Annotated in this window: 26 protein-coding genes; 12 read left to right on the top strand and 14 right to left on the bottom strand. The window is 63.9% G+C overall.

What is annotated here, in order from left to right; genetic code table 11:
- Window positions 1-3: 3 nt before the first annotated feature.
- The 3 genes from ACERI1_RS01865 to ACERI1_RS01855 form a co-directional block, all read right to left on the bottom strand.
- Complete coding sequence (locus ACERI1_RS01865; protein ID WP_373616330.1) at window positions 4-873, bottom strand: class 1 fructose-bisphosphatase; 870 nt, start codon at window positions 871-873, stop codon at window positions 4-6.
- A gap of 2 nt (window positions 874-875) precedes the next feature.
- On the bottom strand, window positions 876-1,670 hold the full coding sequence (locus tag ACERI1_RS01860; RefSeq protein WP_373616329.1) for a class I fructose-bisphosphate aldolase: 795 nt from the start codon (window positions 1,668-1,670) through the stop codon (window positions 876-878).
- A 142-nt stretch (window positions 1,671-1,812) separates the two neighbouring features.
- Entirely contained in the window at window positions 1,813-2,547 is a 735-nt protein-coding gene (locus ACERI1_RS01855) for a hypothetical protein (protein ID WP_373616328.1), read from the bottom strand.
- A 134-nt stretch (window positions 2,548-2,681) separates the two neighbouring features.
- Between ACERI1_RS01855 and ACERI1_RS01850 the strand changes: the two genes are divergently transcribed.
- Window positions 2,682-3,995: a hypothetical protein gene (locus tag ACERI1_RS01850; RefSeq protein WP_373616327.1), complete on the top strand. Its 1,314-nt coding sequence runs from the start codon at window positions 2,682-2,684 to the stop codon at window positions 3,993-3,995.
- Between the two features lie 167 nt (window positions 3,996-4,162).
- On the opposite strand, the gene ACERI1_RS01845 is transcribed toward ACERI1_RS01850, so the two are convergent.
- The 3 genes from ACERI1_RS01845 to ACERI1_RS01835 form a co-directional block, all read right to left on the bottom strand.
- Window positions 4,163-4,585 (bottom strand): thiol-disulfide oxidoreductase DCC family protein, encoded by a 423-nt coding sequence (locus ACERI1_RS01845; RefSeq protein WP_373616326.1) that lies wholly within the window; start codon window positions 4,583-4,585, stop codon window positions 4,163-4,165.
- 3 nt (window positions 4,586-4,588) lie between these two features.
- A complete protein-coding gene (locus tag ACERI1_RS01840) occupies window positions 4,589-6,202 on the bottom strand; it encodes a hypothetical protein (RefSeq protein ID WP_373616325.1) in 1,614 nt (537 codons plus the stop codon).
- A gap of 272 nt (window positions 6,203-6,474) precedes the next feature.
- A complete protein-coding gene (locus tag ACERI1_RS01835; protein ID WP_373616324.1) occupies window positions 6,475-7,521 on the bottom strand; it encodes a phytoene/squalene synthase family protein in 1,047 nt (348 codons plus the stop codon).
- 351 nt (window positions 7,522-7,872) lie between these two features.
- On the opposite strand from ACERI1_RS01835, the gene ACERI1_RS01830 reads away from it, so the two are divergent.
- Both ACERI1_RS01830 and ACERI1_RS01825 read left to right on the top strand, forming a co-directional pair.
- Entirely contained in the window at window positions 7,873-9,525 is a 1,653-nt protein-coding gene (locus ACERI1_RS01830; protein ID WP_373616323.1) for a long-chain fatty acid--CoA ligase, read from the top strand.
- Window positions 9,526-9,674: 149 nt separating this feature from the next.
- Complete coding sequence (locus tag ACERI1_RS01825) at window positions 9,675-10,820, top strand: acyl-CoA dehydrogenase (RefSeq protein WP_373616322.1); 1,146 nt, start codon at window positions 9,675-9,677, stop codon at window positions 10,818-10,820.
- 18 nt (window positions 10,821-10,838) lie between these two features.
- Here ACERI1_RS01825 and ACERI1_RS01820 read toward each other — a convergent pair whose 3' ends face one another.
- Together ACERI1_RS01820 and ACERI1_RS01815 are read right to left on the bottom strand one after the other, a co-directional pair.
- On the bottom strand, window positions 10,839-11,123 hold the full coding sequence (locus ACERI1_RS01820) for a PadR family transcriptional regulator (protein ID WP_373616321.1): 285 nt from the start codon (window positions 11,121-11,123) through the stop codon (window positions 10,839-10,841).
- A gap of 41 nt (window positions 11,124-11,164) precedes the next feature.
- Window positions 11,165-12,070 carry a DUF3267 domain-containing protein gene (locus tag ACERI1_RS01815; protein WP_373616320.1) on the bottom strand — a complete coding sequence of 302 codons (906 nt, stop codon included), beginning with the start codon at window positions 12,068-12,070 and terminating at the stop codon, window positions 11,165-11,167.
- Window positions 12,071-12,225: 155 nt separating this feature from the next.
- Here ACERI1_RS01815 and ACERI1_RS01810 point away from each other — a divergent pair, with 155 nt between their 5' ends.
- Window positions 12,226-12,507 (top strand): hypothetical protein, encoded by a 282-nt coding sequence (locus ACERI1_RS01810; protein ID WP_373616319.1) that lies wholly within the window; start codon window positions 12,226-12,228, stop codon window positions 12,505-12,507.
- 199 nt (window positions 12,508-12,706) lie between these two features.
- Window positions 12,707-14,134: a heme o synthase gene (locus tag ACERI1_RS01805; protein ID WP_373616318.1), complete on the top strand. Its 1,428-nt coding sequence runs from the start codon at window positions 12,707-12,709 to the stop codon at window positions 14,132-14,134.
- Window positions 14,135-14,246: 112 nt separating this feature from the next.
- Here ACERI1_RS01805 and ACERI1_RS01800 read toward each other — a convergent pair whose 3' ends face one another.
- Window positions 14,247-14,663, bottom strand: a complete 417-nt coding sequence (locus ACERI1_RS01800; RefSeq protein ID WP_373616317.1) for a cupredoxin domain-containing protein — start codon at window positions 14,661-14,663, stop codon at window positions 14,247-14,249.
- A 49-nt stretch (window positions 14,664-14,712) separates the two neighbouring features.
- Between ACERI1_RS01800 and ACERI1_RS01795 the strand changes: the two genes are divergently transcribed.
- The gene (locus tag ACERI1_RS01795) at window positions 14,713-14,952 is read left to right on the top strand and encodes a hypothetical protein (RefSeq protein ID WP_373616316.1); all 240 of its coding nucleotides are present in this window, start codon (window positions 14,713-14,715) and stop codon (window positions 14,950-14,952) included.
- A 32-nt stretch (window positions 14,953-14,984) separates the two neighbouring features.
- Here ACERI1_RS01795 and ACERI1_RS01790 read toward each other — a convergent pair whose 3' ends face one another.
- Both ACERI1_RS01790 and ACERI1_RS01785 read right to left on the bottom strand, forming a co-directional pair.
- On the bottom strand, window positions 14,985-16,544 hold the full coding sequence (locus tag ACERI1_RS01790; RefSeq protein ID WP_373616315.1) for an SLC13 family permease: 1,560 nt from the start codon (window positions 16,542-16,544) through the stop codon (window positions 14,985-14,987).
- Window positions 16,545-16,668: 124 nt separating this feature from the next.
- Window positions 16,669-16,914, bottom strand: coding sequence for a hypothetical protein (locus ACERI1_RS01785; RefSeq protein WP_373616314.1), 246 nt, complete (start codon window positions 16,912-16,914; stop codon window positions 16,669-16,671).
- Between the two features lie 315 nt (window positions 16,915-17,229).
- Between ACERI1_RS01785 and ACERI1_RS01780 the strand changes: the two genes are divergently transcribed.
- Window positions 17,230-17,685: an SPW repeat protein gene (locus ACERI1_RS01780; protein WP_373616313.1), complete on the top strand. Its 456-nt coding sequence runs from the start codon at window positions 17,230-17,232 to the stop codon at window positions 17,683-17,685.
- A gap of 6 nt (window positions 17,686-17,691) precedes the next feature.
- Here the strand turns inward: ACERI1_RS01780 and ACERI1_RS01775 are convergent, their stop codons facing one another.
- Both ACERI1_RS01775 and ACERI1_RS01770 read right to left on the bottom strand, forming a co-directional pair.
- Window positions 17,692-18,669 carry an SDR family oxidoreductase gene (locus ACERI1_RS01775; protein ID WP_373616312.1) on the bottom strand — a complete coding sequence of 326 codons (978 nt, stop codon included), beginning with the start codon at window positions 18,667-18,669 and terminating at the stop codon, window positions 17,692-17,694.
- A 178-nt stretch (window positions 18,670-18,847) separates the two neighbouring features.
- On the bottom strand, window positions 18,848-19,369 hold the full coding sequence (locus tag ACERI1_RS01770; RefSeq protein WP_373616311.1) for a hypothetical protein: 522 nt from the start codon (window positions 19,367-19,369) through the stop codon (window positions 18,848-18,850).
- A gap of 325 nt (window positions 19,370-19,694) precedes the next feature.
- Here ACERI1_RS01770 and leuS point away from each other — a divergent pair, with 325 nt between their 5' ends.
- From leuS to ACERI1_RS01745, 5 genes are all read left to right on the top strand, one after another.
- Window positions 19,695-22,370 (top strand): leucine--tRNA ligase, encoded by a 2,676-nt coding sequence (gene leuS, locus ACERI1_RS01765; RefSeq protein ID WP_373616310.1) that lies wholly within the window; start codon window positions 19,695-19,697, stop codon window positions 22,368-22,370.
- Window positions 22,371-22,608: 238 nt separating this feature from the next.
- The gene (locus ACERI1_RS01760) at window positions 22,609-22,902 is read left to right on the top strand and encodes a HalOD1 output domain-containing protein (protein ID WP_373616309.1); all 294 of its coding nucleotides are present in this window, start codon (window positions 22,609-22,611) and stop codon (window positions 22,900-22,902) included.
- Window positions 22,903-23,120: 218 nt separating this feature from the next.
- On the top strand, window positions 23,121-23,723 hold the full coding sequence (locus ACERI1_RS01755; RefSeq protein WP_373616308.1) for a DUF420 domain-containing protein: 603 nt from the start codon (window positions 23,121-23,123) through the stop codon (window positions 23,721-23,723).
- Window positions 23,724-23,778: 55 nt separating this feature from the next.
- On the top strand, window positions 23,779-24,678 hold the full coding sequence (locus ACERI1_RS01750) for a thiamine-phosphate synthase family protein (protein WP_373616307.1): 900 nt from the start codon (window positions 23,779-23,781) through the stop codon (window positions 24,676-24,678).
- Between the two features lie 9 nt (window positions 24,679-24,687).
- Window positions 24,688-25,374 carry a class I SAM-dependent methyltransferase gene (locus ACERI1_RS01745; protein WP_373616306.1) on the top strand — a complete coding sequence of 229 codons (687 nt, stop codon included), beginning with the start codon at window positions 24,688-24,690 and terminating at the stop codon, window positions 25,372-25,374.
- A gap of 14 nt (window positions 25,375-25,388) precedes the next feature.
- On the opposite strand, the gene ACERI1_RS01740 is transcribed toward ACERI1_RS01745, so the two are convergent.
- Window positions 25,389-25,799 (bottom strand): acyl-CoA thioesterase, encoded by a 411-nt coding sequence (locus tag ACERI1_RS01740; RefSeq protein WP_373616305.1) that lies wholly within the window; start codon window positions 25,797-25,799, stop codon window positions 25,389-25,391.
- Window positions 25,800-25,861 lie beyond the last annotated feature (62 nt).

Below are 25,861 nucleotides of genomic sequence, written 5' to 3'. Positions count from 1 at the left end.
CGCCTACGCGAGTGCGTCCTCGAGCCGGTCGATCAGCTCGGCGTTGCCGACGTGGACCGGCGTCCGATCGTGGAGGCCGTCAGGCTCGACGGTCAGCAGCGACTGGATCCCATCCGAAGAGCGCCCGCCGGCCTGCTCGACGACGTAGCCGATCGGGTTCCCCTCGAACTGCAGCCGAAGTTTGCCTTCGGGCCGGGACTCGAGAGCAGGGTAGCCGAATGTCCCACCGTAGGTCAGCACCTGATTGACGTCGCCGATGAGCGCACCGCCATACCGGAGTTTGAGTTCGGATTCAATCTCGCGGGCGTGTGCGCGGAAGTCGTCGGGCCAGTCGGGGACGCGACCGCCGAAGCCGTAGACGACCGGCTCGTCGGGCAGCGTGAGATCGCGGTCGACGAGCGTGCGCTCGCCGCCGGAGAGTTCGTACTCGGCGACGGTCTCATCGGTCGCGATCACCATCGTCGTGATCGGCCCGTAGAGGACGAAGCCGGCGGCCACGAGCGTGTCACCGCGAGCAGGCACCGCGGCGTCGTAGACGCCGAAGATCGTCCCCATCGTGTTGTTCGATTTGAGGTTCGAGGAGCCATCCAGCGGATCGACCGCCACGGCGTAGGCACCCGACTCGTCGGGATTGCCGCCACAGTCGATGACGTCGGCCCGTTCCTCGCTGGCGTACTGCCCGACGCCCTCGAGTTCGGCCAGCCGATCGCCGAGTAGCTCGTCGGCCCAGACGTCGGCTTCGGCCTGGGTCTCGCCGCTTGGGTTTTCCTCGTCGACCGTGCCGCGCCGACCGATCAATCCCTGCCGGATCTCGGTCGCCGAGCGACCGATCGTCGAGACGATCTTCTCGACGACTGGGTCCGAGACCGTCATTCCTATTCGGTCGCCTCGAGTGCAGCGTCGGCGGTTTTCTCCTCGTAGATGACCTGCTCGAGTGCGTCAAGCAGCCGAGTGGGGTCCTCGCGCTGCCAGACGTTGCGGCCAACGGCGAGACCCTTCGCACCGGCGTCGATGACGGCCTCGACGGTCGAGAGGAACTCGTAGTCCGACGTTTTGGAGCCGCCGGACATGACGACTTTCATGTCGCCGGCACACTGGACGGCGTGGGCCATCGCGTCCTTGCTACCGGGGTATTTGACCTTCGCGATGTCGGCACCCAGCTCGAGCGCTAGCCGGGTCGCATAGGAGATCGTCGAGGGCTTGGTGTCGTTTTTCAGGCCCTGTCCGCGCGGGTACGACCACATGACCATCGGGAGGTCGTACTCGCGGCCCTTCTCCTGGGCGTCGCGGAACTCCTCGACCATCTCGATCTCGTTGTTCGAGCCGCCGTAGACAGTAAAGCCGAGCGCATCGGCACCCAGTTCAGCGGCGTAGTCGACCGAGCAGTTGACCGCCGAGTCGGGCTCGCCCATCCAGAGGTTCGACGTGCCGTTTAGCTTCAACAGCAGGTTTACGTCGTCCTCGTAGCTAGGGTAGTATCCCTCCGCGATCCCCTTCTGGACCGCCATCGCGGTGACGGCGTCGTGAGTTGCCGTCTCGAAAACCGTCGACGGGTCGAGTTTCTCCGGCACATCCTCGAAGTCGACTGGGCCGTGCTCGAGTCCGTGGTCCATCGCCAGAATCAGTGACTTACCGTCGCGAACGATCGGAGAGTCGTCGATCGGAATCATCTGTTAGACGGTCCAACAGGCCGCTATAAATCTCTGATGATCCGGCCCTTCAAAGCTTGAGTACGAACGTAGTTAGTAGCTGTCGCAGCGGCGGGCTGTCGCCGTTTCGGGCTCCTCGGTTGGACGGAACGGACCCGTGATATCAGTCGAGCAGTTCCCGGGCGTTGTGTCGCCACATCCGGACGTGCAATACGTTGAGCTCGAGGAGATCGGCGACGGTCATCGCGTCGATCGTCGCCAGCCGTTCGGCAGAGCGGATGCCGGCCTCGGCCAGCGTGTCGGCGTCGGCGGGACCGACACCCGTCACCGCCGTCACCGGCGTCGGTTTCGGATACGGTCGCTCCGTGGGTCGCTCCCGGCCGACCGAAATCGGCTCAGAGCGGTCGTACTCGAAGGCCTGCCAGGTCTCGTCTCCGCTGACCTCGATCCACTCACGTTCGGCCTCGCCGAGCCCGCGAACCGCCGTCGAGCGCCGATCGAGATCGCCGTCGGTCTCGAACGACCACGGCAGCGACAACCGTCTTCGGAGCGCGTCCGCGATCGGTTCAGGGACGCCTTCATCACGCAATCGGCAGTACGAACACTCCCGCTCGAGGACCGCCTCGGGGTCGATCCCGGCGTCCTCGAGTGCGTCGCGTTCCCCGGAGTCCAGCCCGGATTCAGACACCGGTTCAGTCCCGATAGCGGTCTCTGCTCCGGACTCGGTCGCTTCGAGGAGGTCGTCCTCGTCGAACGCGAGTTCGATATCAGCTGCGTCCTCGCTTTCGCTGCTGGTCCCGACATCGACGGTAATACCGATATCGACGACGCGGGACCCGCCGGCCTCACTCTCGCTTGCTCCCTCACTCGAGTCAGGTACGACGTGTTTCTTGCTCACGCGGTTCACCAGTCATCCATAGCTCACACTGTCTCGTCTTGAAACTTGTCCTCAGCTGTCGAGCGGCCAATCGCAGGAAAAAGACCGCTTCGGACAGGTATGTTATTTAGCACTGACACTCAAAGGTCGAGATAATGCGAGCTGCCCATCTCGTCATCGCCCTCTGTTGTGTCAGCGTTGGCTTGGCCGGCGTTCCCGCCGTTGCCGGTGCGCCACCACCGTCGCAGCTCTGTGGCGTCTGTGGCCCCGGCGTTGCGAACGATGCCCAAATTGACGGTGCGACTGGTCATGGAACGCTTGACGTGTACGTCAACGAGACCGGCGATTCGCGGTGGCACGCCCGCGTTCCCGTCACCACCTCGGTCGCCAACCGATATCGAACCAACGTGACCGCGCTCGAGGCTGCAGTCGACGATGCCTGGGCGCGATACCACGTTGCCGACGGCGACGTTCGGGCCGTCGAGACGACGCTCGAGGGTGATACCGTCGTCGTGAACTACACGGTCGAAGACGTCGCCAGACGCGGCGTCGGCGACACCTGGATCATCGAGTACTTCGCGACCGGCACGTCGCCGACACACTACCAGCTCGTGGCCGACCGATTGACGATACACACACCCGAGGGGACCGCAATCACGAACACCATTCCTGCTGCCACGGTCGACGGCAATGCGGCGACGTGGACGACCGAGAACGGGAACGAATGGGACAGCGATTTCGACGATCAGACGTACATCACCTACGGCAGCGGCGGCATCCTCGATACCGTGAGAGGCTACGCCACGATCGGCCTCGAAACCGGTCCGACGGCGCTCGCACACGGGGTTCGCGGCGGGGTCGTCCCTGCAGTGTCTATCGCGATCGTCGGAATCGTGATTGGTCGCACCGAACGAGGGTATACTACCGTCGATGCGGCGACGCTCGAGCAGGTGATCGTAGCCATCGGTGTGATCGGTGCGGGTGGATTCCTCGTTGTCGGCGCAATTTCGACCGGAACTGGCATCGCACCGGATGCCGTCGCACTAACTTCGCTCGGAGTCGGCTACGCCCTCCTGGGGAGCGCAGGATGTCGTCTCGGTGGCCGACTCGGGACCCGTGGGCTGGCCGGGCTGTCGGTGCTCGCGGCGATCACCACAGCAGCGGTGTCCCTGCTGCTCGTCGGCCCGCCAATGGACGCGTACCCGTTCTGCCTCGGACTGGCGACCGCACTCTGTTTGCCGATCGGTCATGCGTTCGCCCGTGGGCGCACGCCAATCGCGCTCATCGCAGTCGCTGCGCTCACACCGATCGCCGCGATCGCGGTCACCTCCCCGCATCCGGTGTCCGGGTACGGGATGGCCCTGTTCAGTCTGCTGTTCCTGCCGTGGGCTGTCTGCGTCGCCATGTTCGGCTATCCGCTCGCGCTGCTGGGACGGCACCTCGCACTCGACGACCGATACTGTCGGTAGGACGACTCGAAAATCGACCGATCGAGCGCCACTGATCGACTCCGAGTCGACAGTCTGGCCACACACTCGCCGCTCATACGGACACCTATCAGTCAGTGCCGGCGCACCCGCGACCCGTCATGCGGGTGCGCCAGTAACCAGTGATAGCAGACCCTATCAGCACGTCGTCACTCGAGAAACCGCTCACCAACGCTGACGTCGCTCGGTGGCATCGTACACTGGTCTTTCTTCCCGAACCAGCGGTAGCGGCGGGCGGCGACGAAGTCGTACGCCCAGTCACGGAGCTGACGCGGCAGGAATCGAAACGGGCCGAGCAGGGTATAGACACCGCCGAGGAGCCTCGCGATGCGGATGACTGCATCTGACTTCGTGTAGCAGTCGTCACCCTCGATGAGGACCACCGACTCGAGTTCGTCCGTCGGGAGGCCGTGGTCAGCCAACAGTTCCTGGCCGACGTCGGACTGGAGGGATGCAAAGCGGAAGCGCCCGTCCGTGTCCCGTGGGAGGATAAACTGGACGAACCCGTTACAGAGGTTGCAGACGCCGTCGAAGAGGACGACCGGGTTGTCGTCCGGGTTCGCATCGCTCATTGGTCACTTGCTGGTTGCAGTCGTCTGTAGTTCAGCGTTCCGGTCGCGTGAACACGACTGTTCGACCACTGTGACTGTCTCTGGGGGCGGCGTCGCTCCCTCGAGTGCGATCGGTTGCTCGGTGTAGGTCACGGTGACGTTCGTGATGGACGTGTCGGCGTGTGCGGTCGAGTGCTCGCACATGGCGGTAGCGAATCGCTCGGCCCGCACGTCGCTGTCGAACAGCGAATTCAGATACTTTCGCCAGCGGAAGCCGGGGAACGCATCGGATGCATCCGGCGGTCGATCAGTCCGGAGGGTCGCTCCGCGAAGCACGTCGATGTCCTCCCCGCCGTCGACGTGTCCGGCGACCACGTACCAGCCGTAGCTTGAGCTCGGGTTCGGTGCGAACATCGTCCACTGGTAGTCATCGGGCACCGTCGAGTCGACTGGTTCGATAGCGTGCGCTTCACCGAGCAGCACACCACTCCACAGGACGACGATCGCCAGCACGCAGACGAGGACGAGCGACCAGCACTGCCGTGCTCGACGGCGGGTCGGTGGTGAGAGTGAGAATGAGAGTGAGGACACCGACCCGCCGGTAGAAGATCGACCCATACGACTGGCTGCGCCTCGGATCGCCGCTCTACCGCGCTCGAGCACACCAACCCGATCGACTGCAATGCTAATGATGTGCTCGAGAGTGTCCCATACCCGCGGTGGGAGAAACAGGAGGAACGCACCGGCCAAGACGACCGGAAAGAGGCCGACGGCCATCGAGAGCGCCAGCCCGGTGACCGCGGCGATGAATGCCGAGACGTACGCGATCCGGAGACGACCAGCGAGCAAGAGCAATAGCGGCGCGCCGGTCACCAGCCCCGTCCAGACGTAGGTGCCGGTCGTGAGCACGAGCGGGTAGTTCACGACGGCATCACCGAGTAGGATAGTCAGATGATCCAGTCGGAGAGCATACCCGAGTGCCTCACCGCTGTGCCAGGTGTCACCCGTGGCTTTGAGAACGGCGTTATTGACGAACATGACGACGACGTGAACGAGGATCGCCGCAGTCGCTGGCGTCGTAATCCGGACGTCGCTGCCGGATCGGACCGCGGATTCGTCGTCGCGCTCGAGGTCGGAGTATCCGCTAGATTCATCGAGTGTGTCGATCGCCCAGCGATTCCCGAGCGGGAGAAACACTCCTAGCAGCAGCAGTTCGCGGAGGAGCCTATCGGCCCCGTTCAGGACGAACGGGTTCCGAAAGTGAACCGAGAAGAGCAGCACCACCGAGCAGACCGTCGCGATCCTCGTTCGGTACCCGACGAGCAGTGCTGTGGCGGAAACAGCAGCACACCCGAACAGAACGACCTGAAGCCACGGCTCCCCCGACAGTGCATGAATCGAGTATTTCCCGGGTGCGTATTGCTCGACGAGCAGCGAACGCGGCAACACGCCGCCGTCGGTATAGAACGTCTCGAGGTATTGCGAGCGGTGGAGAACATCGAACAGCAGGAGACTGCCGAGGACGAGACGGAACGCAGCCAGCGCGCGTGCATCGATTCCGACGCGCCGCGTAAGCGCAGTGTGGACGCGTTCACGAGCGCGGCTGACGCCGGGTATGGGCGAACCGGCGTCACTCATACGCTCTGCTGTACCGGTGCACCTGCAGGGCAGCCGGATCCCATCGGCACCCACTGACAGTAGTCCGTATCATACGTTGCGAACTGCTCTCGTCATGTGATCGAACCCGCTAGCTGTTTTCGACCACTCATTAGGTACATAGTATATATTTTGTGAAACCGCGGCGACGAACTGGAACCCACGGTTCCAAGAGCGACGAACTGCGCCAGCAGCGGCTCTCGAGCGATGTGCCACTCAACCGGCACTGCTGCCCGCACTGTCTCGGCGGCGGCTCACTGATGAAGTGGCTGTTCCGACATCTCCGCGCGAAGCTCGTCGAGGCGCGATCGGGAGACGCCGTCCTCGAACTGCTGGAGCAGTTCGTACACCTCGGCGCGAGAGACCTTGACGTCACCCTCGCGGACGACGTCCTCGGGACGTTCGCGTAGCTCCCGGAGCGTACCGACCGCCAGCAGATAGGGGATCGCCCACGCCGAGAGGCGGTTGCCGTGCTGTTCGGGGACGATCTCGAGATAGCGCTGGGCGTCGTCGAGGTAGCGTTCGGCGCGGCCCGTCACGCGCTTGATGACGTTCGTGACACCGCCCTGGTGGGCTTCGTCGGTGACGGCCTCGACGTCGACGTCCTCCGCCGCGAGCCATTCGGCGGGGAGATACACGTTGTTCTCCTCGTGGTAGTCGTCGTCGACGTCTTTCGCGATGTTGACCAGTTGCAACAGGAGAGCAAACGAGCGGGCGTTTTCGCGCATCTCCTCGGCACGCTCCTGTGAGCTGCCCCGGGCGACCAGGCCGGTGATCAGGGTGCCGACGGTGCCGGCGGCGTACCAGCAGTACTCCTCGAGTTCCTCGATCGTCTGCAGACGTAGGCCGCCCTCGTTGGCGTAGCGGTCGGTAAACATCGCCATCCCGTCGACGAGTTCCCGGACCGGTTCGCGCATGATCTCGCGGGGCTTCTCGTCGAGCGACTCGAACGTCCGCAGCACGCGCGGCGTCTCGGCGACGACGTCCCAGTCATCGGTGCGCTCGTCGGGGATCCAGGGTTCGACGTCGTCCATGAACGCCGCGACCGACTGCTCGGCATCGGGATCGAGCAACTCGTCGTACGTCGAGAGCAGTTCGGTCTGGGTCTCCGGTGGGATGTGTCCCGCATCCTCGATCGTATCCGCAATTCTGCATAAGAGATATCCGAGACAGATATGTCTCGCCATCGGCTCCTCGAGCCGATCGATCGTGATCGAAAAGGTTCGCGAAACGCCATGAACCGCATCGTAACACCACTCGAGGTCGCCATCGGTGGGTGGTTCGGGCTGGCCCGTGGTCATCTACTCACGTTAGTTTGGTGACCATCCGGAAAAACACCGCGGTCGCGGCGTGATCTTCCGATCGAACGCAGACTGACACGAATCCGGTGTATGAGCCCGCCTCTCGCCTGCACTGTACGGAGTGCCGGCGCTTGCCCAAAACTGGCCGTCGGCGACGGAACTATCGTAGCCACTGCCAGTCACTGCACACCTGATCGCACAGCCGTCGTGCGCCCGATGTGTCAAACCGTTCAATTGTTCCGATAGCAGTGACGTTCGCGACCCACGCCACGACGACAGGAACGGCCTACGAAGTGTTATCCACTCGATAAAAAGAGTAATGCGGTGTTTGAACATATGACATAGACACTGATGCCAGGCGGAACAAGTCAAACACTGCGACCGTTTTTGTGGCGTGCAACAAACCTGTATCCTGACACGGAGATCGTTTCCCGCAATCACGACGGACTCCAGCGATACACCTACAGCGAGTACGAAGCACGGACGTGCCAACTCGCGAACGCGCTCGAGGCGGTCGGTATCGAATCGGGCGATCGGGTCGCCACGTTCTGCTGGAATCACTCGCGGCACTTCGAGACCTACTTCGCCGTGCCATCGATGGGCGCACAACTTCACACGATCAATCCGTTACTCCCCGACGCACACATCCAGTACATCGTCGACAACGCCGACGATCAGCTCATTTTCGTCGACCCATCGTTCGCCCCGAAGCTCGCGGGCGCGGTCGCCGACGCCGACGACGAGTTCGACGGCGTCGACTTCGTCGTTATGGGCAGCGAGGAATCAGACGACCTCGAGGCGACGCCCTACGAGCTGTTCATCGAGGACCACGAGTCAGACTACGACTGGCCCGATGTCGACGAGGATCAGCCGGCAGGGATGTGTTACACCTCGGGGACGACCGGCAACCCGAAAGGCGTCGAATACACCCAGCAGATGCTCTGGAGCCACACGATGGCCTCCCAGACGCCACAGGGGATCCCGATGGCAGACGACGACGTCGTCATGCCCGTCGTCCCGATGTTCCACGTCAACGCCTGGGGGATGCCGTTTACGGCGACCGCAGGCGGTGCCAAGCAGGTCTTCCCTGGCCCATCACCCGAACCCGCGGACCTCGCCGGCCTCATCGAAGACGAGGGCGTGACGATCAGCGCCGGCGTCCCGACCGTCTGGCTCGGGTTGATGGACTATTGTTCGGAAAACGAGGTCGATCTCTCGGCGCTCGAGACCGTCATCGTCGGCGGCTCGGCGGCGCCGAAAGCGATGATCGAGTGGTTCGACGAGCAGGGTGTCGAGGTCCTTCACGCATGGGGGATGACCGAAACGGCCCCGATCGGATCGGTCTCTCATCTCAAAGCCGACCTACAGGATGCGGACTATGACACCCAGATCGACAAGCGCAGTAAACAGGGGCTGATGGCTCCCGGCCTCGAGTTCAAAGTGATCGGCGACGACGGCGAGGAAATCGCCTGGAACGGCGAGGCGTTCGGCGAGCTGTGGATTCGCGGGCCATGGGTGACGACGGAGTATTTCAAACGGCCCGAAGCGAACGAGACGGACTTCGAAGACGGCTGGCTCAAGACTGGCGACGTCGTCACCGTCGACGAGGACGGCTACATCCAGATCGTCGACCGCGAAAAAGACGTGATCAAATCCGGCGGCGAGTGGATCTCCTCGGTCGAACTCGAGAACGCGATCATGGCCCACGACGACGTCGCCGAGGCAGCCGTCGTCGGCGTCCCACACGAGCGCTGGCAAGAGCGGCCAGTTGCGTTCGTCGTCCCTGGCGAGGATGCAGACCGCGAGTCGTTGCCCGACGAAATCGACGACATGCTTGCCGAGGAGTACCCCAAATGGTGGCTGCCCGACGAGATCGAATTCATCAAGCAAGTGCCGAAGACGGCGACGGGCAAGTTCTCCAAGAAGGACATCCGCGAGGAGTACGCCGACCAGTCGCTCGTCGAGGGACAGGTTCCGGACGAGGCTGCCCCGGATCGCGACTGATCCCAGACACGTCGCTCACCTACCGTCTGGACACAGCGATGTTGACTCGCTTCGCACTCGTTCCTAACACTACTAAGCAGAACACAGTCTGGGCAATACGATAGACGAAATAGCGAACAATAAAGAGCCGAGAAGACGAACCGGCACGTATGGACTTTGCACTCTCCCCCGAACAGCAGCAGATTCGGGATATGGTATCGGAGTTCGTCGATGAGGAGATCGTCCCCGTCGCCGACGAGATCGACCACGACGACGAGTTCCCGTCTGACCTCATCGACGAGATGGCCAAGCTAGGCCTGATGGGGATGCCGTTCCCCGAGGAGTACGGCGGTGCCGGCCTCGACTATCACTCCTACGCGATCGGGCTCGAGGAGATCTCCCGTGGCTCGGGCGGACTCGGAACGATCGTCGCTGCTCACACCTCGCTTGCAGGGAACATGCTCTACGAGTTCGGCGACGACGACCAGAAAGAGGAGTACCTGACGCCGCTTGCAGCCGGCGACGACATCGGTGCGTTCGCGCTCTCGGAAGCGGGTGCGGGCAGCGACGTCCCCGCCATGGATACGACCGCCGAGAAAGACGGCGACGAGTACGTGGTAAACGGCGGCAAGCTCTGGATCTCGAACGGCTCGGTGGCCGACACGGTCACCGTGTTCGCGAAGACCGACCCCGACGCAGGTAACAAGGGCATCTCGTCGTTCATCGTCCGCCCCGAGGAAGACGACGGCTTCATCGTCGAAGGCACCGAGGAGAAACTCGGCGACAAGGGCTGTCCGACCGCCGAACTCCGCTTTGACGACCTCCGTATCCCCGAGGACCGACGGCTCGGCGACGAGGGTGAAGGCTTCGTTCACGCCCTGAAGACCCTCAACGGTGGCCGAATCACGATCGCCGCCCGCGGTGTCGGCATCGCCCGCGCGGCCTTCGAGGAAGCACGGGACTACGCCACCGAGCGCGAGCAGTTCGGCCAGCCAATCGGCGAGTTCCAGTCGATCAAACACAAGCTCGCGGACATGGACACGAAGATTCAGGCCGCCAAACTGCTCATGCACAAGGCCGCCGACAAGAAGATCCGCGGTGAGAACTACATCAAGGACGCCTCACAGGCCAAACTCTACGCCTCCGAAGTGAGCCGCGAGGTCGCAAACGAGGGCATCCAGATCCACGGCGGCTACGGCTACACAAAGGACTTCGCCGCCCAGCGGTTCTACCGCGACGCCAAACTCAACGAGATCTACGAGGGCACCAGCGAAGTGCTCCGGAACACGATCGGCGACCAACTGCTCGAGCAGTAGCGACCGCCCGACACAGCTCTATTCTTCGAGGCAGTCCCGAACCCACGTGTAGTGGTCGCGCACGCGCTGTGCGCCGGGCTCGGTCAGTGCGTACACGTCGTGAAGTCCCTCGGTTCGCTTCTCGACGAAGCCCGCCTCGACCAGCGCCGACAGCGAGCCGTAGAACGACTTGGGCTCGAGTCGGTCGTCGTAGTGAGACTCGAGGCGTGATTTCAGTTGCTGGCCGCGCAGTTCGCCGTCGTCGGCCGCCGCGAGCAAGAAGCAGATGTCTCGGCGGCGACCGCTCCGGAGCCACTTGGTCATACTGCGGGTTCAGCGCAGTAGGAGTCGAGCGTTACGGTTTCTTACTCCGCCGCGAGCTGGCGGTAGACGATCGTGACGATCGTCCACGCGAGCCCACCGAGGACGGCGACTGTGAGCAGCGCCCGATCGCCGACCTCGAGCAGCGCGGTGCCGTCGGGAAGACGATAGTGGCGAAACAGCAGCCATCCCGACCCTGGATCGCCGAGAACGACGTCGCCAGTGCCAACGGCAAGCGAGAATAGCACGGCACCCAAGGCGTAGAGTCCGAGCATGGCGAGGGTACCGACGCCACCGGCCAGAAACCGGGCGAGCAGTGGCATGCCCGGCCGTCGGCTCAGTGTCTGGCCGCGCGCGCCGTAGATACCGAAGCCGCGAACGTCACCGGGTGGGTCGCCCACGCGAACGTTGGCAGGATACTGATAGAGGACGGCGGCCATCCAGAGATCGCCGATCGACCCGGTCGCGTTCGCCGCTAGCGGAACGATCAACAGCGGTGTCGGGACGACGACCATCACGGCGACGCCGGCAGCCGTCAGCACCACGAACGGGGCGAGCAGGGCGACGAGCAACTGATTGCGAGTATAGCGCGCGCCGCTGGTCCCGGCGTAGGCATAGGGAAGCACGAAATGGGAGACGCCGATCCCGTAGTCGGGGTTATCGCCATAGCGCGCCAGGAACACGCCGTGGAGCAGTTCGTGGGGGACGACCACGCAGACGAGCAGGCCGACGGAGACAGCCAGCCAGCCGAGCACTGTCGGCGGTGAAGATGGCGCGATCACGATCGGCTCGAGTGAGGTGCCACGAATCCACGCGAGCACGTGCCCGAAGCCGTAGGCGAAGCCGAAAAACCCGGTCGCAGAGACGGCGAGCCACTGGAGCGTAACCGTCCGCGTCAGCTCGAACGCCGCGAGCGGTCGACGGGCCGTCTGGGACTCGGAACGGCTCACGAGGCGACCCTCGAAGGCAACCGAAAAATCGGTGTCGATGTGTCTCCGCCGTGACCGGGTCGCGTTCGGTCACGCGACGGGCTGCTTCGCCGGGCTAACATGAGCACCACACCGGAACCGACAGATTCCCGGTGGTTGCCCCGTGAGTGGCGTCTATGACTGACGACCGGACGGCTGATGCAAACGGCATCACAGCAACCTACGAAGAAACCGAGACGGAACGACTCCTCACGTTCGAGCGCGACACGGGCCAAACTGCAGCGGTCGCACAGAACCGCGAGGGCTACGCGATGTTGAAAGTGCGGCCATCAGCTGCGGGCGACGAACTCGAGCGCTACTACGGGTTCGATATGGCACTCGACCACGTCGGTGAGCTACTGAGCGTCTCGCCGCATGACCTCCCGATTCCGGACGCGGCCGCGGACATGGGAATGTAGCTGTTGCGGTTGGACGACGGCCGTGGCGGCCAGTTCGATGCCCCGAAGCCGACTTGCGTGCTGGCCGTCTCGCGGGCGGGAACACGAGGTGGCCGACAGAAGGCGGCAAAAACTGGGTCGGATACGAGGCGATCAGATGAAAGCGGCAAAAGCGAGAGCACTAAATATGCGGAGTCAAAGGATGTAGACGAGAATAGCCGTGGCAACAGAGTCGTTCCCTCGTCCGATCGGTACGCGGCGACGCTTTTCAGCACTGCTCACAGCGACCGCGCTGGGCGTCTATTTGCTTTTGATCGTCGGCGCAACGACCTCGCTGACGAACGCGACCGCGTCGTGTTCGACGTGGCCGACCTGTCACGCGCCGGTCGACCCGCTGAGCCAGACCGAACTCGCAATCGCGTGGACCCACCGGCTGACGGCCCTCGTCGTCGGCCTGCTCGTCGGCGCGACGGCGCTTGCCGCAACCGTCGGTGACGCCTCCCGTCGCGTCAGCTCAGTCCTCGCCGTCGGCGCCCTCCTCTACGTTGTCCAGATCGGTGTTGGCGCCCTCACCGCGACGGTCGGCCCTGCCGCGATCGTTCCCGGACTCCACCTCGCACTCGGGCTCGTGATCTTCTCGGCGGTCGTCCTCGCACTCGCCTGGGATCTCGAGCTCGCGACCGGCAGCGACGACGATGCCATCGACTCACCGACGCCGCTCGAGGAACTCGACGAGGACATCTCACCCGCAACCGAGCGGACGCTGCCGTCGAGTCGGCTGGCTCGCGCCCGGCTGACCGCACGTGCATACTTCGGCATGACGAAACCGCGGCTGATGTGGCTGCTCTGTCTGGTCGCCGCTGCCGGCATGGCACTGGCCGCCGGCCCCGACCTCGAGCTGTCGACCATCCTCGCGACACTTGGCGGTGGCGTCCTCGCGATCGGCGCGAGCGGGACGTTCAATCACGTCCTCGAGCGCGACGTCGACCAGCAGATGTCCCGCACAGCAGAACGACCGCTCGCGGTCGATCTGATTCCGGTCCGGAACGCACTCGCGTTCGGACTCGCGTTGACTGTCGCGTCACTCGGATTGTTCCTGACCATCAATCGACTGGCCGCGGCGCTCGGTCTCGCCGCGATCCTGTTTTATAGCGTCGTCTACACGCTGATGCTCAAGCCGAACACGGTCCAGAACACGGTCATCGGCGGCGCTGCAGGAGCACTTCCCGCGCTCATCGGCTGGGCTGCAGTCACCAACGAAATCGGCCTGCCGGGGCTCGCACTCGCGGGACTGATCTTCCTCTGGACGCCGGCACACTTCTATAACCTCGCGCTGGCCTACAAGGACGACTACGCCCGCGGTGGCTTCCCGATGATGCCGGTCGTCCGTGGCGAGACCGTCACCAGAAAGCACATCCTCTACTACATCGCCGCGACGCTCGCGAGTGCGATCGCACTGACCTGGATCACCGAGCTCGGCATGCTGTACGCCGGGACGGTCGTCCTCTTCGGGGGCATCTTCCTCTGGGCGGCCGTTCGTCTCCACTTCGAACAGACCGAAGCCGCAGCGTTTCGCTCGTTCCACGCCTCGAACGCGTTCCTCGGTGCCGTGCTGGTCGCGGTCCTCGTTGACGCACTCGCGTTCTGAGCGGTCGGGTGCCGACACTCGTGGGTGCGTTTCAGACTGCTTCACTCGTTTGTGATTGCTCTCGAGTCACTACGTTGTGAAGACACTCGAGAAAGAAAGTCGGGACCCAGTCTCAGTAGTATCCACCCCCATCAGAGTCGCTGCCATCGCCGAGTGGATTCTCGATGACGGCATCACCGATGCTCACCTTCATACTCATCCCCGACAGGTCGGCGTCGCCGTGGACGCTGCAATACACGTCGTACACCCCGCTTTCCCCGAACGTGTGGGTCGTCTCCGCGCCGCCAGGGACCTCCCTGTCCTTCTCCCAGTTGTCCGAGGCTGCCGTGACTGTATGGCGCGTCTCGTCCTCGTTGGTCCACGTGATCGTCGCATCCGTGTCGGCGTGGACGTTCCGCGGATCGAACTGCTCGTCGACCATCGACACCTCGGTGGTCTCTTCGCCAACCGGACCGCTCCCACCCAGACAGCCCGTTACGAACAACGTCGCCATCCCTCCTGTCGCCGTGAGGACTGTTCGACGGTTCATACATGTTACCATGCGTATTTCGACACAATAGCTGTTCGGAGCGATCGCTTTGACCGACTGTTCCGATCCGCTGTCGCTATCCCTGACTGGTCTGGTGTTGAGCGTCCGCCAGTCCGGTCGAACGCTCGTGGTCCAGCCGAGCGTACTGTTGTCTCTCGAGGCGATCGACTGGCGTACCGTCCGCTGGTTCTCACAACGACGACCGAAGCGAGCGCCGACCGGGGCTGACAGTTGCTCCGCCGCGGAGGAAATGAAAAGCAAGCCGATTCTCGAGACCGACTCGAGCTAACCGGAAACGGCTGCGCGAAACTCAGTCGTCGCTCACCACAGCAGGTGGGGCCAGACGAAGGTAAACAGCAGCCAGATAATTCCCGTCAGGATGACTGTCATGATCGCGTTCAGGATGAGTCCTGTCCGGAGCATATGACGCTGTTTGATGTAGCCGCTGCCGAACACGATGGCGTTCGGCGGTGTCGCGACCGGAAGTGCGAACGCGAAGCTCGCGGCAATCGCGCCGGAGACCGAGAGGAAGAGCGCGGTCGAGAAGTCGGTCAGTCCGAGCGTCGCCGAGAAAACGCTGCCCAGACTGATCAGGATGGGGACGATGATGCTGGTTGTCGCGGAGTTCGACGTCATCTCGGTCAGGAAGATGACCAGCAGGACGACCGCCCCGATGACGAGCACGATGGGTGCGCCGACGAGGTTGCCGAACACCGTCTCGGCGATCCACTCCGTCGCGCCTGTGTCCGCCAGCGCGTTCGCAAGCGAGATACCGCCGCCGAACAGCAACAGCGTACCCCAGTCGATGTCGACCAGTTCGTCCCACTCCATCGTGTCGGCCAGGACGAGCGCCGGCACCGCGGCGACGCCGACCATCACGTAGTAGAGCAGGCCCTGATGTCCTTCGACGCCGAGGACGGTCATTTTATCGCCGCCGAACAGCGTCGTCATCCAGGCACTCGAGAGGAACGGCTCGAAGACTTTACCGAGGCCGCCGAGCATCCAGAGACCGGCCGTCGCGGCGAAGATCATCGCCACGCGCTTGCCCCGCGGGTCGAGGTCGCCCTCCGCCTCGAGTTGTTCGCGGGCGATCGAGCGCGCCTGATCGACCTGCGGGATCTCCGGCGGGTAGAGCACGTACGTCAGGAGGAACCAGATCAGCGGGAGCGTCACGACGACGACCGGGAAGCCGACGAGGAACCACTCGGCGAACCCGATCTCGTAGTCCAGAATAGCGTTGAGCTGACCGACGAGGATCGCGTTCGGCGGCGTGCCGATGATCGTCCCGACACCGCCGACGCTCGCTGCGTAGGCAGTCCCCAGCAACATCGAGATCTGGATGTTCGTGAAGTCGGCTGTCGAGCCGACGGCGCCGCCATCGGGGACCGCGTCGGCGTCGGCCACGTCGGCGTCGGCTGCCGACTCCTGCGACGACGCGAGGTCGTCGCGATCGAGCACCTGCGTGAGAATCCCGACTGCGATGGGCGTCATCATCGCGGCCGTTGCGGTGTTCGAGACCCACATCGACAACACGGCGGTCACGATCATGATCGCGAGAACCAGCCGTCGCGGTGAGCTGCCCATCTTGGCGATGGTATATAGCGCGATCCGCCGGTCGATATCGTACTTCTGAATCCCGTTCGCAAGCATAAAGCCCGCGAGGAACAGGAAGACGATGTGGTCCGCGAACCCCGCGAGTGCGGTGTCCATGGAGTTGTAGATACCGGTGCCAGTCAGCAAAACTGGAATCGTCAGTGCGGTGACCGCAAGTGGAAGCGTCCCGGTCACCCAGAGGAAGCCGGCGAAGAACATCGTCGCGATCGCGTACTGGCCCGCGACCGAGAGGCCGGCCGGTGTGGGTGCCGCTGCGATCGCCACCATCCCGATCCCTGCAAGGAGAAATTGTACTAATCGTCTGTTTAAACCACCCAACAGTCCGTGTATCATTGATACAGGCGGGAATTATCATTATTGTTCTTAAGCCCTTCTATTCGTGAACGTGTCACTAGAAGTGATCGACGATCGCCCGTACCTGCTCGTCGGCGAGTTCGGCGCTGTAGAGTTCCAACAGCGTCGTTCGCCGTGCGTGTGACAACGACCGGTTTCCACTCTCGAGCATCGAGATATGTGCCTGCATGAGTTCGTCCACCTCCCGTTCGACTGCTCGTTGGTCGTATCCGGCTGCGACTCTGAGCAGTCGCCACGCGAGCGGAGAGATTCGGTCCGGATCATACAGGTCCGAAGCGCCCATGCATAATGGGACAGAGAAGCAGTAGAAGTGTCTATTGGAATCCACGTCCCGAGGGCCGTTTACACCGCGATCCAGTCGTCTCTGGATGCCAAGTGGATCGTATTTGATTTCTCGATGGAGCCCGTCCGACCTAAAACCTGATTACCCGGCCACCTCCTCTGCCACCAGTCATGGATTGACGAGGTATAACACATGTTTGGAAGCCCCTCATCGATCATTGGGCGAGCACGGAGGGGACGGTCACCGAACCGGGTTCTCACGGCCCGACTAGAACGGTCGACACGTTTTTTCAGCGCGCTTGCGGTAGCGCCGACTATGAGCGAGTCCACGACCAACGACCCGATGCGCGGTGAATCGTCCGCCCGGCAGCGCGGATCGGACGGGGAGAAATGGCTGAGTGGATTCGTCTCCCTGATCGGGCTGTGGATCGCCGTCTCGCCGTTCGTCTACGGACCGGCGGCGTCCATGCTGTGGAACAACCTGCTGGTCGGCGGCGGGATCTTCCTGCTGGCCGGGTACAACTACTACCGGCTCACCAACGCCTACGCCACCAGTACCGGCGTAATGTCGCTCGCTGCCCTGCTGGCGCTGTGGGTCTTCATCTCCCAGTGGGCCATCGGCGGCGAGTTCGCGATGAGCGGCCTCGAGGCCGCATCCACTGGCCTGATCTGGAGTAACGTCCTCTCGGGGCTGGTCGCCGCAGGACTGTCGGCGTACGTCGCCTACACCGGCGGTCGCGAGGTCCCACGTGGGACGGCAGCACAAACGTAACTCACCTCACCGTCGTGGTGGATACGGCTCAGCCCCAGGATCGGGCGTCCGTCGCTCGAGCAATTCCAAGACCGGTTCGCTCGCGGCTAGTCGAACGCCGAGTTTTGTGAGCTGGTCTCGCAGTGTTGCCGGCACGAGCGTACCGTACAGCGAGCCAAGCAGTGGCAGCGGACCGACGCGGTAGTGGGTTTCGGGATCGAGCACCGTCGCGGCTGTCAGAATCGTTTCGGCGACGTCTTCGGGGTCGTTGATGAGACGACCGCCACCCTCGACGGCGCGAACCTGCTGGAGAACGCGATAGAGGTCGGTATACTGCGTGGGCCTGACGACGGTCACGTCGGCGTCCGTCGCTGCCGTCGCGTCACCGTCGGGCCGGGCCGGCGATCGCGCGGCTGTGGCTGCCGCCTCGAGTTCACTCAGAGCGCGATCGTAAAACGGCGTCGCGACGAGTCCGGGCTGAACGACGACGACCTCGACGTCCGAGCCGACCAGTTCCTGTCGAAGCGCATCGCTCAAACCCGCGAGCGCCCACTTCGAGGCGTTGTAACCGCCGATCCCGGCCAGTGCGAGCCGGTCCGCAGCGCTGGTGACGGTGATGATCCGGCCACGACCGCGTTCGCGCATACCCGGCAGCACCGCTCGCATGAGTCGATGCGGGCCGAAGCAGTGGACGGCGAACTGGCGCTCGAGCAAATCCGTCGGTACGTCTTCGACCGGCCCGAACTGGCCGTAGCCCGCGTTGTTGACCAGACAGTCGACGCCGCCAGCTTCGTCGCGGACGCGAGCGACGACACGGTCGATGTCCGCGGACTTGGTCAGATCGAGCGCGACGGGCTCGGCACCGCGGTCAGCCAGGTTCTCGAGCCCGTCTCGATCACGATCTCGCGCGGTCGCGTAGACGTGCCAGCCATCGGCCAGCAGTGCGCGAGCCGTTTCGTAGCCGATGCCCGACGAACAGCCGGTGACGAGTGCAGTCGAAGGCATGTGCTGTGTTATGCTATCATGGGTGAAGGGCGTCCCGTCAGTCGCGTCCGGAGAGGGTCACGAATCCCAGACGTTCTGCGGCTCCGAACAGATGGCTCATCCCCGATTGGCCGTCAGTTTCGATACAGCCCACGAACCGTCGGATCGATACACCGGTAAATCGTTACAGCAAACCGTCTCAGTCGTCGAACGGATCGAAGTCGTCAGGAGGGCCTGCATCGTCGGGTGGCCCGGCATCGCCGGGCGGACCGCGGTCGTCGGCGCCGTCGGCATCGTCTGTATCGTCTGCGTCCTCCGTGTCATCGGCGTCGTCGGTGATGCCAGTCTCCTCGAGCGCCCAGTCGAAGACATCGTCGTCACGACCGTCGTCAGCGTCGACCTCGTCATCAGTGTCCACGTCGACATCGTCCTCACGATCACTGTCGACTGACTGGGCATCCGCTCCGGGTTCGCCATCCGAACCGCTATCGACGCCGTCGTCGGTCGGGTCGCTCGTGGCCGTCGCCGAGTCGGGCTCGTCGACGTTCCCGCGGTCGTTCGTCGCGTTCACGCCATCCGAGTCGATCCCGGACGCCTTCGACTCGTTGGGCGTCAGTTCCGGGACGAACAGGACCGCGAGCGCGCTGAACACGAGTAAGACGGTCGCGATGGTGACGAACAACGCGACCGTCGATGGACCATCGTCGCGGGAGTGAGACATTCGTACAGTCGATGGGAGACGGGCCACCCGCTTTGTTACGTTCAACCCACAGCTCGATAGGCACTGGATTCTCCTGTCGGCCAACGGTCACTGACCACTCGGTCGTGTCTCGACACCTGTCGGCGCTGGCGACAGCGTCTCGAGTGCGATCGATGTGTAATCCGGTTTGTCCGACAGTATCACGGCTTTAGTCGGCTGGCGGTCGGTCGCTCGAGCGGGCAGCCGGCACAGCCGACGCCGGCCATGACGGTCGGCAAGACCGTCGCCCGCGGCCGAACAATGATATAGCCGGCCCACCGAGTGACACCCAACGGATCTCCCGATAATGACGAGTCATTACGATCACGCGCAGGTACAGGAGTTCTGGCAGTACGTCTGGGAGCGTGACGATGTCTACGCGCTCGATTCCGACGCCGAGGATCCGACCTACGTCCTCGGAATGTTTCCCTACACGTCGGGGACGCTGCATATGGGTCACATCCGCAACTACGCGATTACGGACGCCTACGCGCGCTATCGCCGGATGCAAGGCGACAACGTCCTCCACCCGATGGGCTGGGACGCCTTCGGTCTTCCCGCCGAAAACGCCGCGTTCGAGCGCAAGACCGACCCCGAGTCCTGGACGCAGGCGTGTATCCGACGCATGCGCGAAGAACTCGAGACGATGGGCTTTGGCTACGACTGGTCCCGGGAGGTCACCACCTGTGAGCCCGACTACTATCGGTGGAACCAGTGGCTGTTCGAGCAGTTCTACGAAGACGGGCTCGTCGACTACGAGGCGGCAACGGTCAACTGGTGTCCCGACTGCGAGACGGTGCTCGCCGACGCACAGGTCGCTGAGCGTGACGGCACCCGGGTCTGCTGGCGCTGTGAGACCCCCGTCGGTCGCCGGGAACTCGACCAGTGGTTCTTTACGATCACCGACTACGCCGAGGAGCTCCACGAGGGGCTCGACGATCTTGAGGGCTGGCCCGACGGCGTCCGCGAGATTCAGCGCAACTGGATCGGTCGTCAGGAAGGTGCGCGGATCACGTTCGAGGTGTCTCACGATGACGCGGATGCTGACGGGATCGACACCGTCGACGTCTTCAGCACCCGCCCGGAGACGATCTACGGCGCGACTTCTCTCGCAGTCTCGCCGGGTCACGATCTGGCGCGGGAGTTGGCCGAAGAGGACACAGCAGTCGCCGAGTACGTCGAGACCGTCCGCGAACAGGACCCCGACGAAGTCGGCTTTTCGGGTATCGAAACCGACGCGACGGCAACCCACCCACTGACCGGCGATGACCTCCCCGTCTACGTCGCCGGCTACGTCTTAGAAGACGTCGGCACCGGGGCCGTGATGGGCGTGCCCGGTCACAACGAGCGCGACCACGAGTTCGCGCTCGCACACGACCTGCCGGTCGAGCGTGTGATCGTCCCTGAAGGCGACGGTAACGACGGCGAACACGACGAAACGGGACCCTACACCGGCGAGGGCACTCTCGAGGGAAGCGGCGAGTACGACGGCCTCGACAGCGAGACGGCCCGCGAGCGACTCGTCGCCGACCACAACGCACTCGTTGACGACGTCACCTACCGGCTGCGTGACTGGCTGATCTCCCGGCAGCGCTACTGGGGGACGCCGATTCCGGTCGTCCACTGTGACGACTGCGGGCCGGTCCTCGTGCCCGAAGCGGACCTTCCGGTCGAACTCCCCGAGTTCGTCCGGACCACGGGGAACCCACTCGACGCCGCTGAGGAGTGGAAACAGACGACGTGCCCGGCCTGTGGCTCCCCAGCCGAACGCGAGACGGACACGATGGACACCTTCGTCGACTCCTCGTGGTACTTCCTGCGATTCCCCTCGCCCGAGCTGGCGGACGCGCCGTTCGACACCGACCGCGCCAACGAGTGGCTTCCCGTCGACGTCTACGTCGGCGGCGAAGAACACGCCATTCTCCATCTGCTGTATACCCGCTTTTTCACGAAGGCGCTGGCCGATCTGGGACTGCTCGAGCACCGCGAGCCGATCGAGGAACTCCGCAGCCAGGGAACGGTCCTATATGACGGCGAGAAGATGTCCAGTTCGAAAGGAAACGTCGTTGCGCCCCAGGAGTACGGCGCGGAGACGACGCGGTTGTTCGTCCTCTCGGCGGCCCACCCCGAACAGGATTTCGAGTGGACGGCCAACAACGTCCGCGGGGCCTACGACCTCCAGCAGACGCTCTATGGGATGGCGACCGACTTCGTCGATGAGGGCGACACCCGTGTCGAACGCCGCGATCACGATGAGTACGTCGACCGGGAGATCGATCGGACGATCGCCGCCGTCACCGAGGAGTACGAGCGGTTCCGGTTCCACCGCGCTGCAACCGAGATTCAGGAACTTGCACGCCTACTCCGGCGCTACCGCGAATACGACCGCCCGCACGACGACGTCTATCGGCGCGGGCTGTTGACACTGGCCGCGCTGATCGCCCCGATGGCCCCCCACCTCGGGGAAGAACTCTGGAACAAACTCCGGGGTGACGGCTTGGTCGTCGAAGCCGACTGGCCCGAGCCTGCAGGCGATCGCTCGGCCTACCAGCTCGAGCGCCAACTGGTCGAGCGCACCCTCGAAGACGTCCGGGACATCGTCGACGTCGCTGCGATCGACGAACCCGACCGGATCGAACTCGTCTGCGCTCGCGAGTGGAAATACAGAGCCGCCGAACTGGTCGACGAGGCAGCCGCTGACGGTGGCGACACCGACGCCATCATCGAGCAGGTGCTCGCAGCCGACGACGTCGCCGCCGACCGCGAGACCGTCGGCGCGTTCGTCGGGCAGTTGCTTGGCCGCGACGGCGGCGCGGAGTCCGGCCAGTTGCTCGCCCCGGCCCGCGAACTCGAGACCCTCGAGCAGGCGACCTGGCTCGTCACGGACGAGTTCGGGGCGACCGTCACCGTCCGCCGGGCCGACGCCGACGACGAGCGAGCGGCGAAAGCACGACCGGGCAAACCGGCGATCCACATCGAGTAGCGATCGGTTGCCGTGTCTCACGGCCCCGTTGTGTTTTCGCCCGCGTTCGGGTGGCGACGACGCGGCGGGACCGTGTCTAAGATTGCTCTGGATCCGATCTGTGGTGGTTGATCCGCACGTCGCTATCCGGGTACGCCGGGACAGCGTGACGGCAGCCAGTCTGCTCTCAAGGACCGGTGACACGGTCGAATCCGCGAAGGACAGTTTTATTCCATCGGGTTTGGAAGGCCCAAATACGATGGTGGAGGGTGGCTATAGCAGTGATGAACCGTCAACGAAACCGCCGAGCCAAGCGGTAATCGAAACAGTCGCGGACGCGGAGGGCGTGCAGTCGGTCGACCTCGCGCCGCCGCAGTACGAATCACTTCATGCAGTCGTCGACCCGGCAGCGCTCGACGCGCTCTTTGCCGAGCGGTCGAACGGTGCGACCAGACCACGCGGAACGGTCTCGTTTACGTTCTGTGACTATCATGTCACCGTCGGATGCGACGGAGTGGTCTCGCTCGAGGGGTCGACCGAACCTGCAGATTGATACCACCGGTTGTGCCAAGAGACGGCTCCGACCGGCAGTACGGCATCGACGGTCGCGGTCGATCACCGACGACTCGGGGATGGGGACACGGAGGCGAGCTCCGTCGGTGACGATGTCGTCCGCGACGACTCGAGGCTCGAGAGCAACGGCACCGTCGACCCTGCTACGTCTCGTAGCGAACAGCAAGCATGATACGGCGGTGCTCCCAACGTCCGATAATGGCAACTGCTGATGCGAGACGACGTCTCCGGGAGCAGCCGATGGGCGTCACGGTCCTCCTGACGATCGTCGGCTACGCGCTGGTACTCGGAACGTTCCTGCTCGACGTGCCGATCTATCCCGACCTGACGAACGCACAGGTCAACCTGCTGTCGCACGTGATCGCGGTCATCAACACGACCGCGACGGTAGTGCTGACGCTGGGCTGGTACTGGATTCGCAAGGGTGAGGTCGAAAAACACCGCCTGGCGATGGTCAGCGGCTTCGTGTTGATCCTCGGGTTCCTGGTCGTCTATCTGCTCAAGGTCGGCGGCGGCGGCACGAAGGAGTTCGTCGGCCCGCAGGGCATCTACTACGCCTATCTCGTCATGCTGGCGATCCACATCATCCTCTCGATCGTCTCGGTGCCGGTCGTCCTCTACGCGCTAGTCCTCGGACTGAGCCACACGCCTGCCGAACTCCGGCAAACGCCCCACGCAAAGATCGGGCGGATCGCCGCCGGCGCGTGGATCCTGAGTCTCGTCCTCGGCGTCGTCACCTACGCGATGCTCAACCACATCTTCGACTACGAGTTCGCGGCGCTGCTCGTCCCGCTACTCTAGCTCCCAGGCGGACCAACAGTTTCTCACGTCAGCCGCCCGTACTTGCGAGTAACGAATGCAATTCGTCGAAGAAATCGTCGTAGACGAGTTTCTCCCGACCGTCCGGTCGCTGCTGGCCGGCGATCTGCGCGATCGGGGCTTCACCCAGAGCGAGGTCGCTGACGTCCTCGGGATCAGCCAGAGCGCCGTCTCGAAGTACGCTCATGGCGACGTGACCGTCAACGATCGCATCGCCACCGACGACCGCGTCCAGACCCTCGTCGAGGAACTCGGGACCGGCCTGGCCGCCGAGGAGATCTCTCCGGTACAGGCCCTGATCGAACTCGAGGTCCTGATCCGCGACCTCGAGGCCGGCGGCGACCTGCTTGCCCAGCTTCACGAGGAGGCCGTTCCGGAACTGGCCGACCACGGCGCGAGCTTTCGCGTCCACGATCCCGAAAGCGACCTGCGGACGAGCGAGCGGGTACTTTCGTCGCTCCGGCGCGGGCTGCGCATCCTCGAGACGGCGAGTGGCTTTACTGCGCTCATCCCCGCAGTCGGCGCGAACCTCGTCGCCTGTACGCCCGACGCAGAGGATGTCGACGACGTGGCTGGCGTGCCGGGTCGGATCTTCGACGTGAAAGGGCGGGCCACCGTCCCCGCAGACCCCGAGTTCGGCGTCTCTGAACACGTCGCAAACGTACTGCTGGCCGCGCGTCGCCATGGCGCCGATGTCACAGCAGGCATCAACATCACCTACGATCCGGAACTGATCGACGAACTGGCCGCACAGGGCCACGTCGCCGCCGAGTTCGACGAATCCGACGACGTCGCCTCGAGCGTCGGCGCGGCGATCGAAGACGAACCCGAAGCGACGGTGCTCTACCAGACCGGCGGGATGGGGATCGAGCCGTTGATCTACGTGCTCGGCTCCGACGCGGAGTCAGTCGCGGACACGATCCGATCGCTGGTCTGACGACCCACAATGGCGACGGAATCACAGGAGTTCTACGGCCGCTGGGCACGACTCTACGATCTGGTCGCACGCCGAACGCCCGGAATCGCACGGCTCCGCCGGCGAGCGGCCGCCGCCTGTCGGCTCGAGCCCGGCGATACCGTCGTCGAAATGGGCTGTGGCACGGGGGCGAACCTTCCCTTCCTTCACGAACAGGTCGGCCCCGAGGGGACCGTGATCGGGATCGATTTCACCCGGCCCGTCCTCGAGCGAGCGCGGGCAGCGACTGCTGACGACGACAACGTCCACGTCCTGCAGGGCGACGCGACGCAACCGCCGCTCGGAGCCGACGCGCTGACTGCGGTCGACGGCGATATCGATGCCGTCCTCGCGACGTTCGTCGTGGGGATGCTCGCGGACCCAGGCAGTGCGGTCGACGACTGGTGTGACCTCGTCGGTCCCGACGGCACCGTCGTGCTCGCCAACGCCGCCCCGAGTCACGAATGGTATGCCCCGCCGGTCAACGCCGTCTTTCGGGCGATCGTCGTCCTCTCGACGCCGCCGACCGCGAAGCTCCGGTACGAAAACGATCCGCACCGACGGCTCGAGCGAAAGATCGACGCCGCACATACCCGGCTTCGCGAGCGGGCGGTCGCCGTCGCGGACGAAACGCACGTCTTTGGCGTCGTCCGACTGACCGGCGGTCGACTCGAGTGACCAACCAGCGACGATTATGACGACTGATCGACGGTCTCAGACGGCTCCATCCGCGCTCGCAGCTCGTCGGGCAGCGGCGTCGCCCGACCCGTCTCGGGATCGACGTGGACCATCGTCGTTTCGGCAGTCGCGGTGACGGTCCCGTCGACCCTGATCTCGTACTCCATCGTGCAACTGGATTCGCCGAGGTAAGTGATCCAGAGCGCGACCGTCGGATCGTCTGCTTTCGTAATCGGGCGCTCGTAGTCGATCTCGAGGCTCGCGACGACGAACGAGATGTCTTCTGCCGCCATATCGGCCATGGCTTCCAGATAGTCGACACGGGCGGTCTCGAGGTAGCTTACGTAGACGGCGTTATTGACGTGGCCCTGCGGGTCGAGGTCGCGATACTGGACCGGAATCTCGACGGTGAACTCCTCGCTCATTATGCAGATCCGAACGCGACTGTAACAAAAATATACACCGGTCCCGGAAACGCCCCGGAGAC

The sequence above is a fragment of the Natrinema sp. HArc-T2 genome (genome assembly GCF_041821085.1).
GTDB lineage: Archaea > Halobacteriota > Halobacteria > Halobacteriales > Natrialbaceae > Natrinema.
This window is presented reverse-complemented; position numbering and strand designations above follow the sequence as displayed.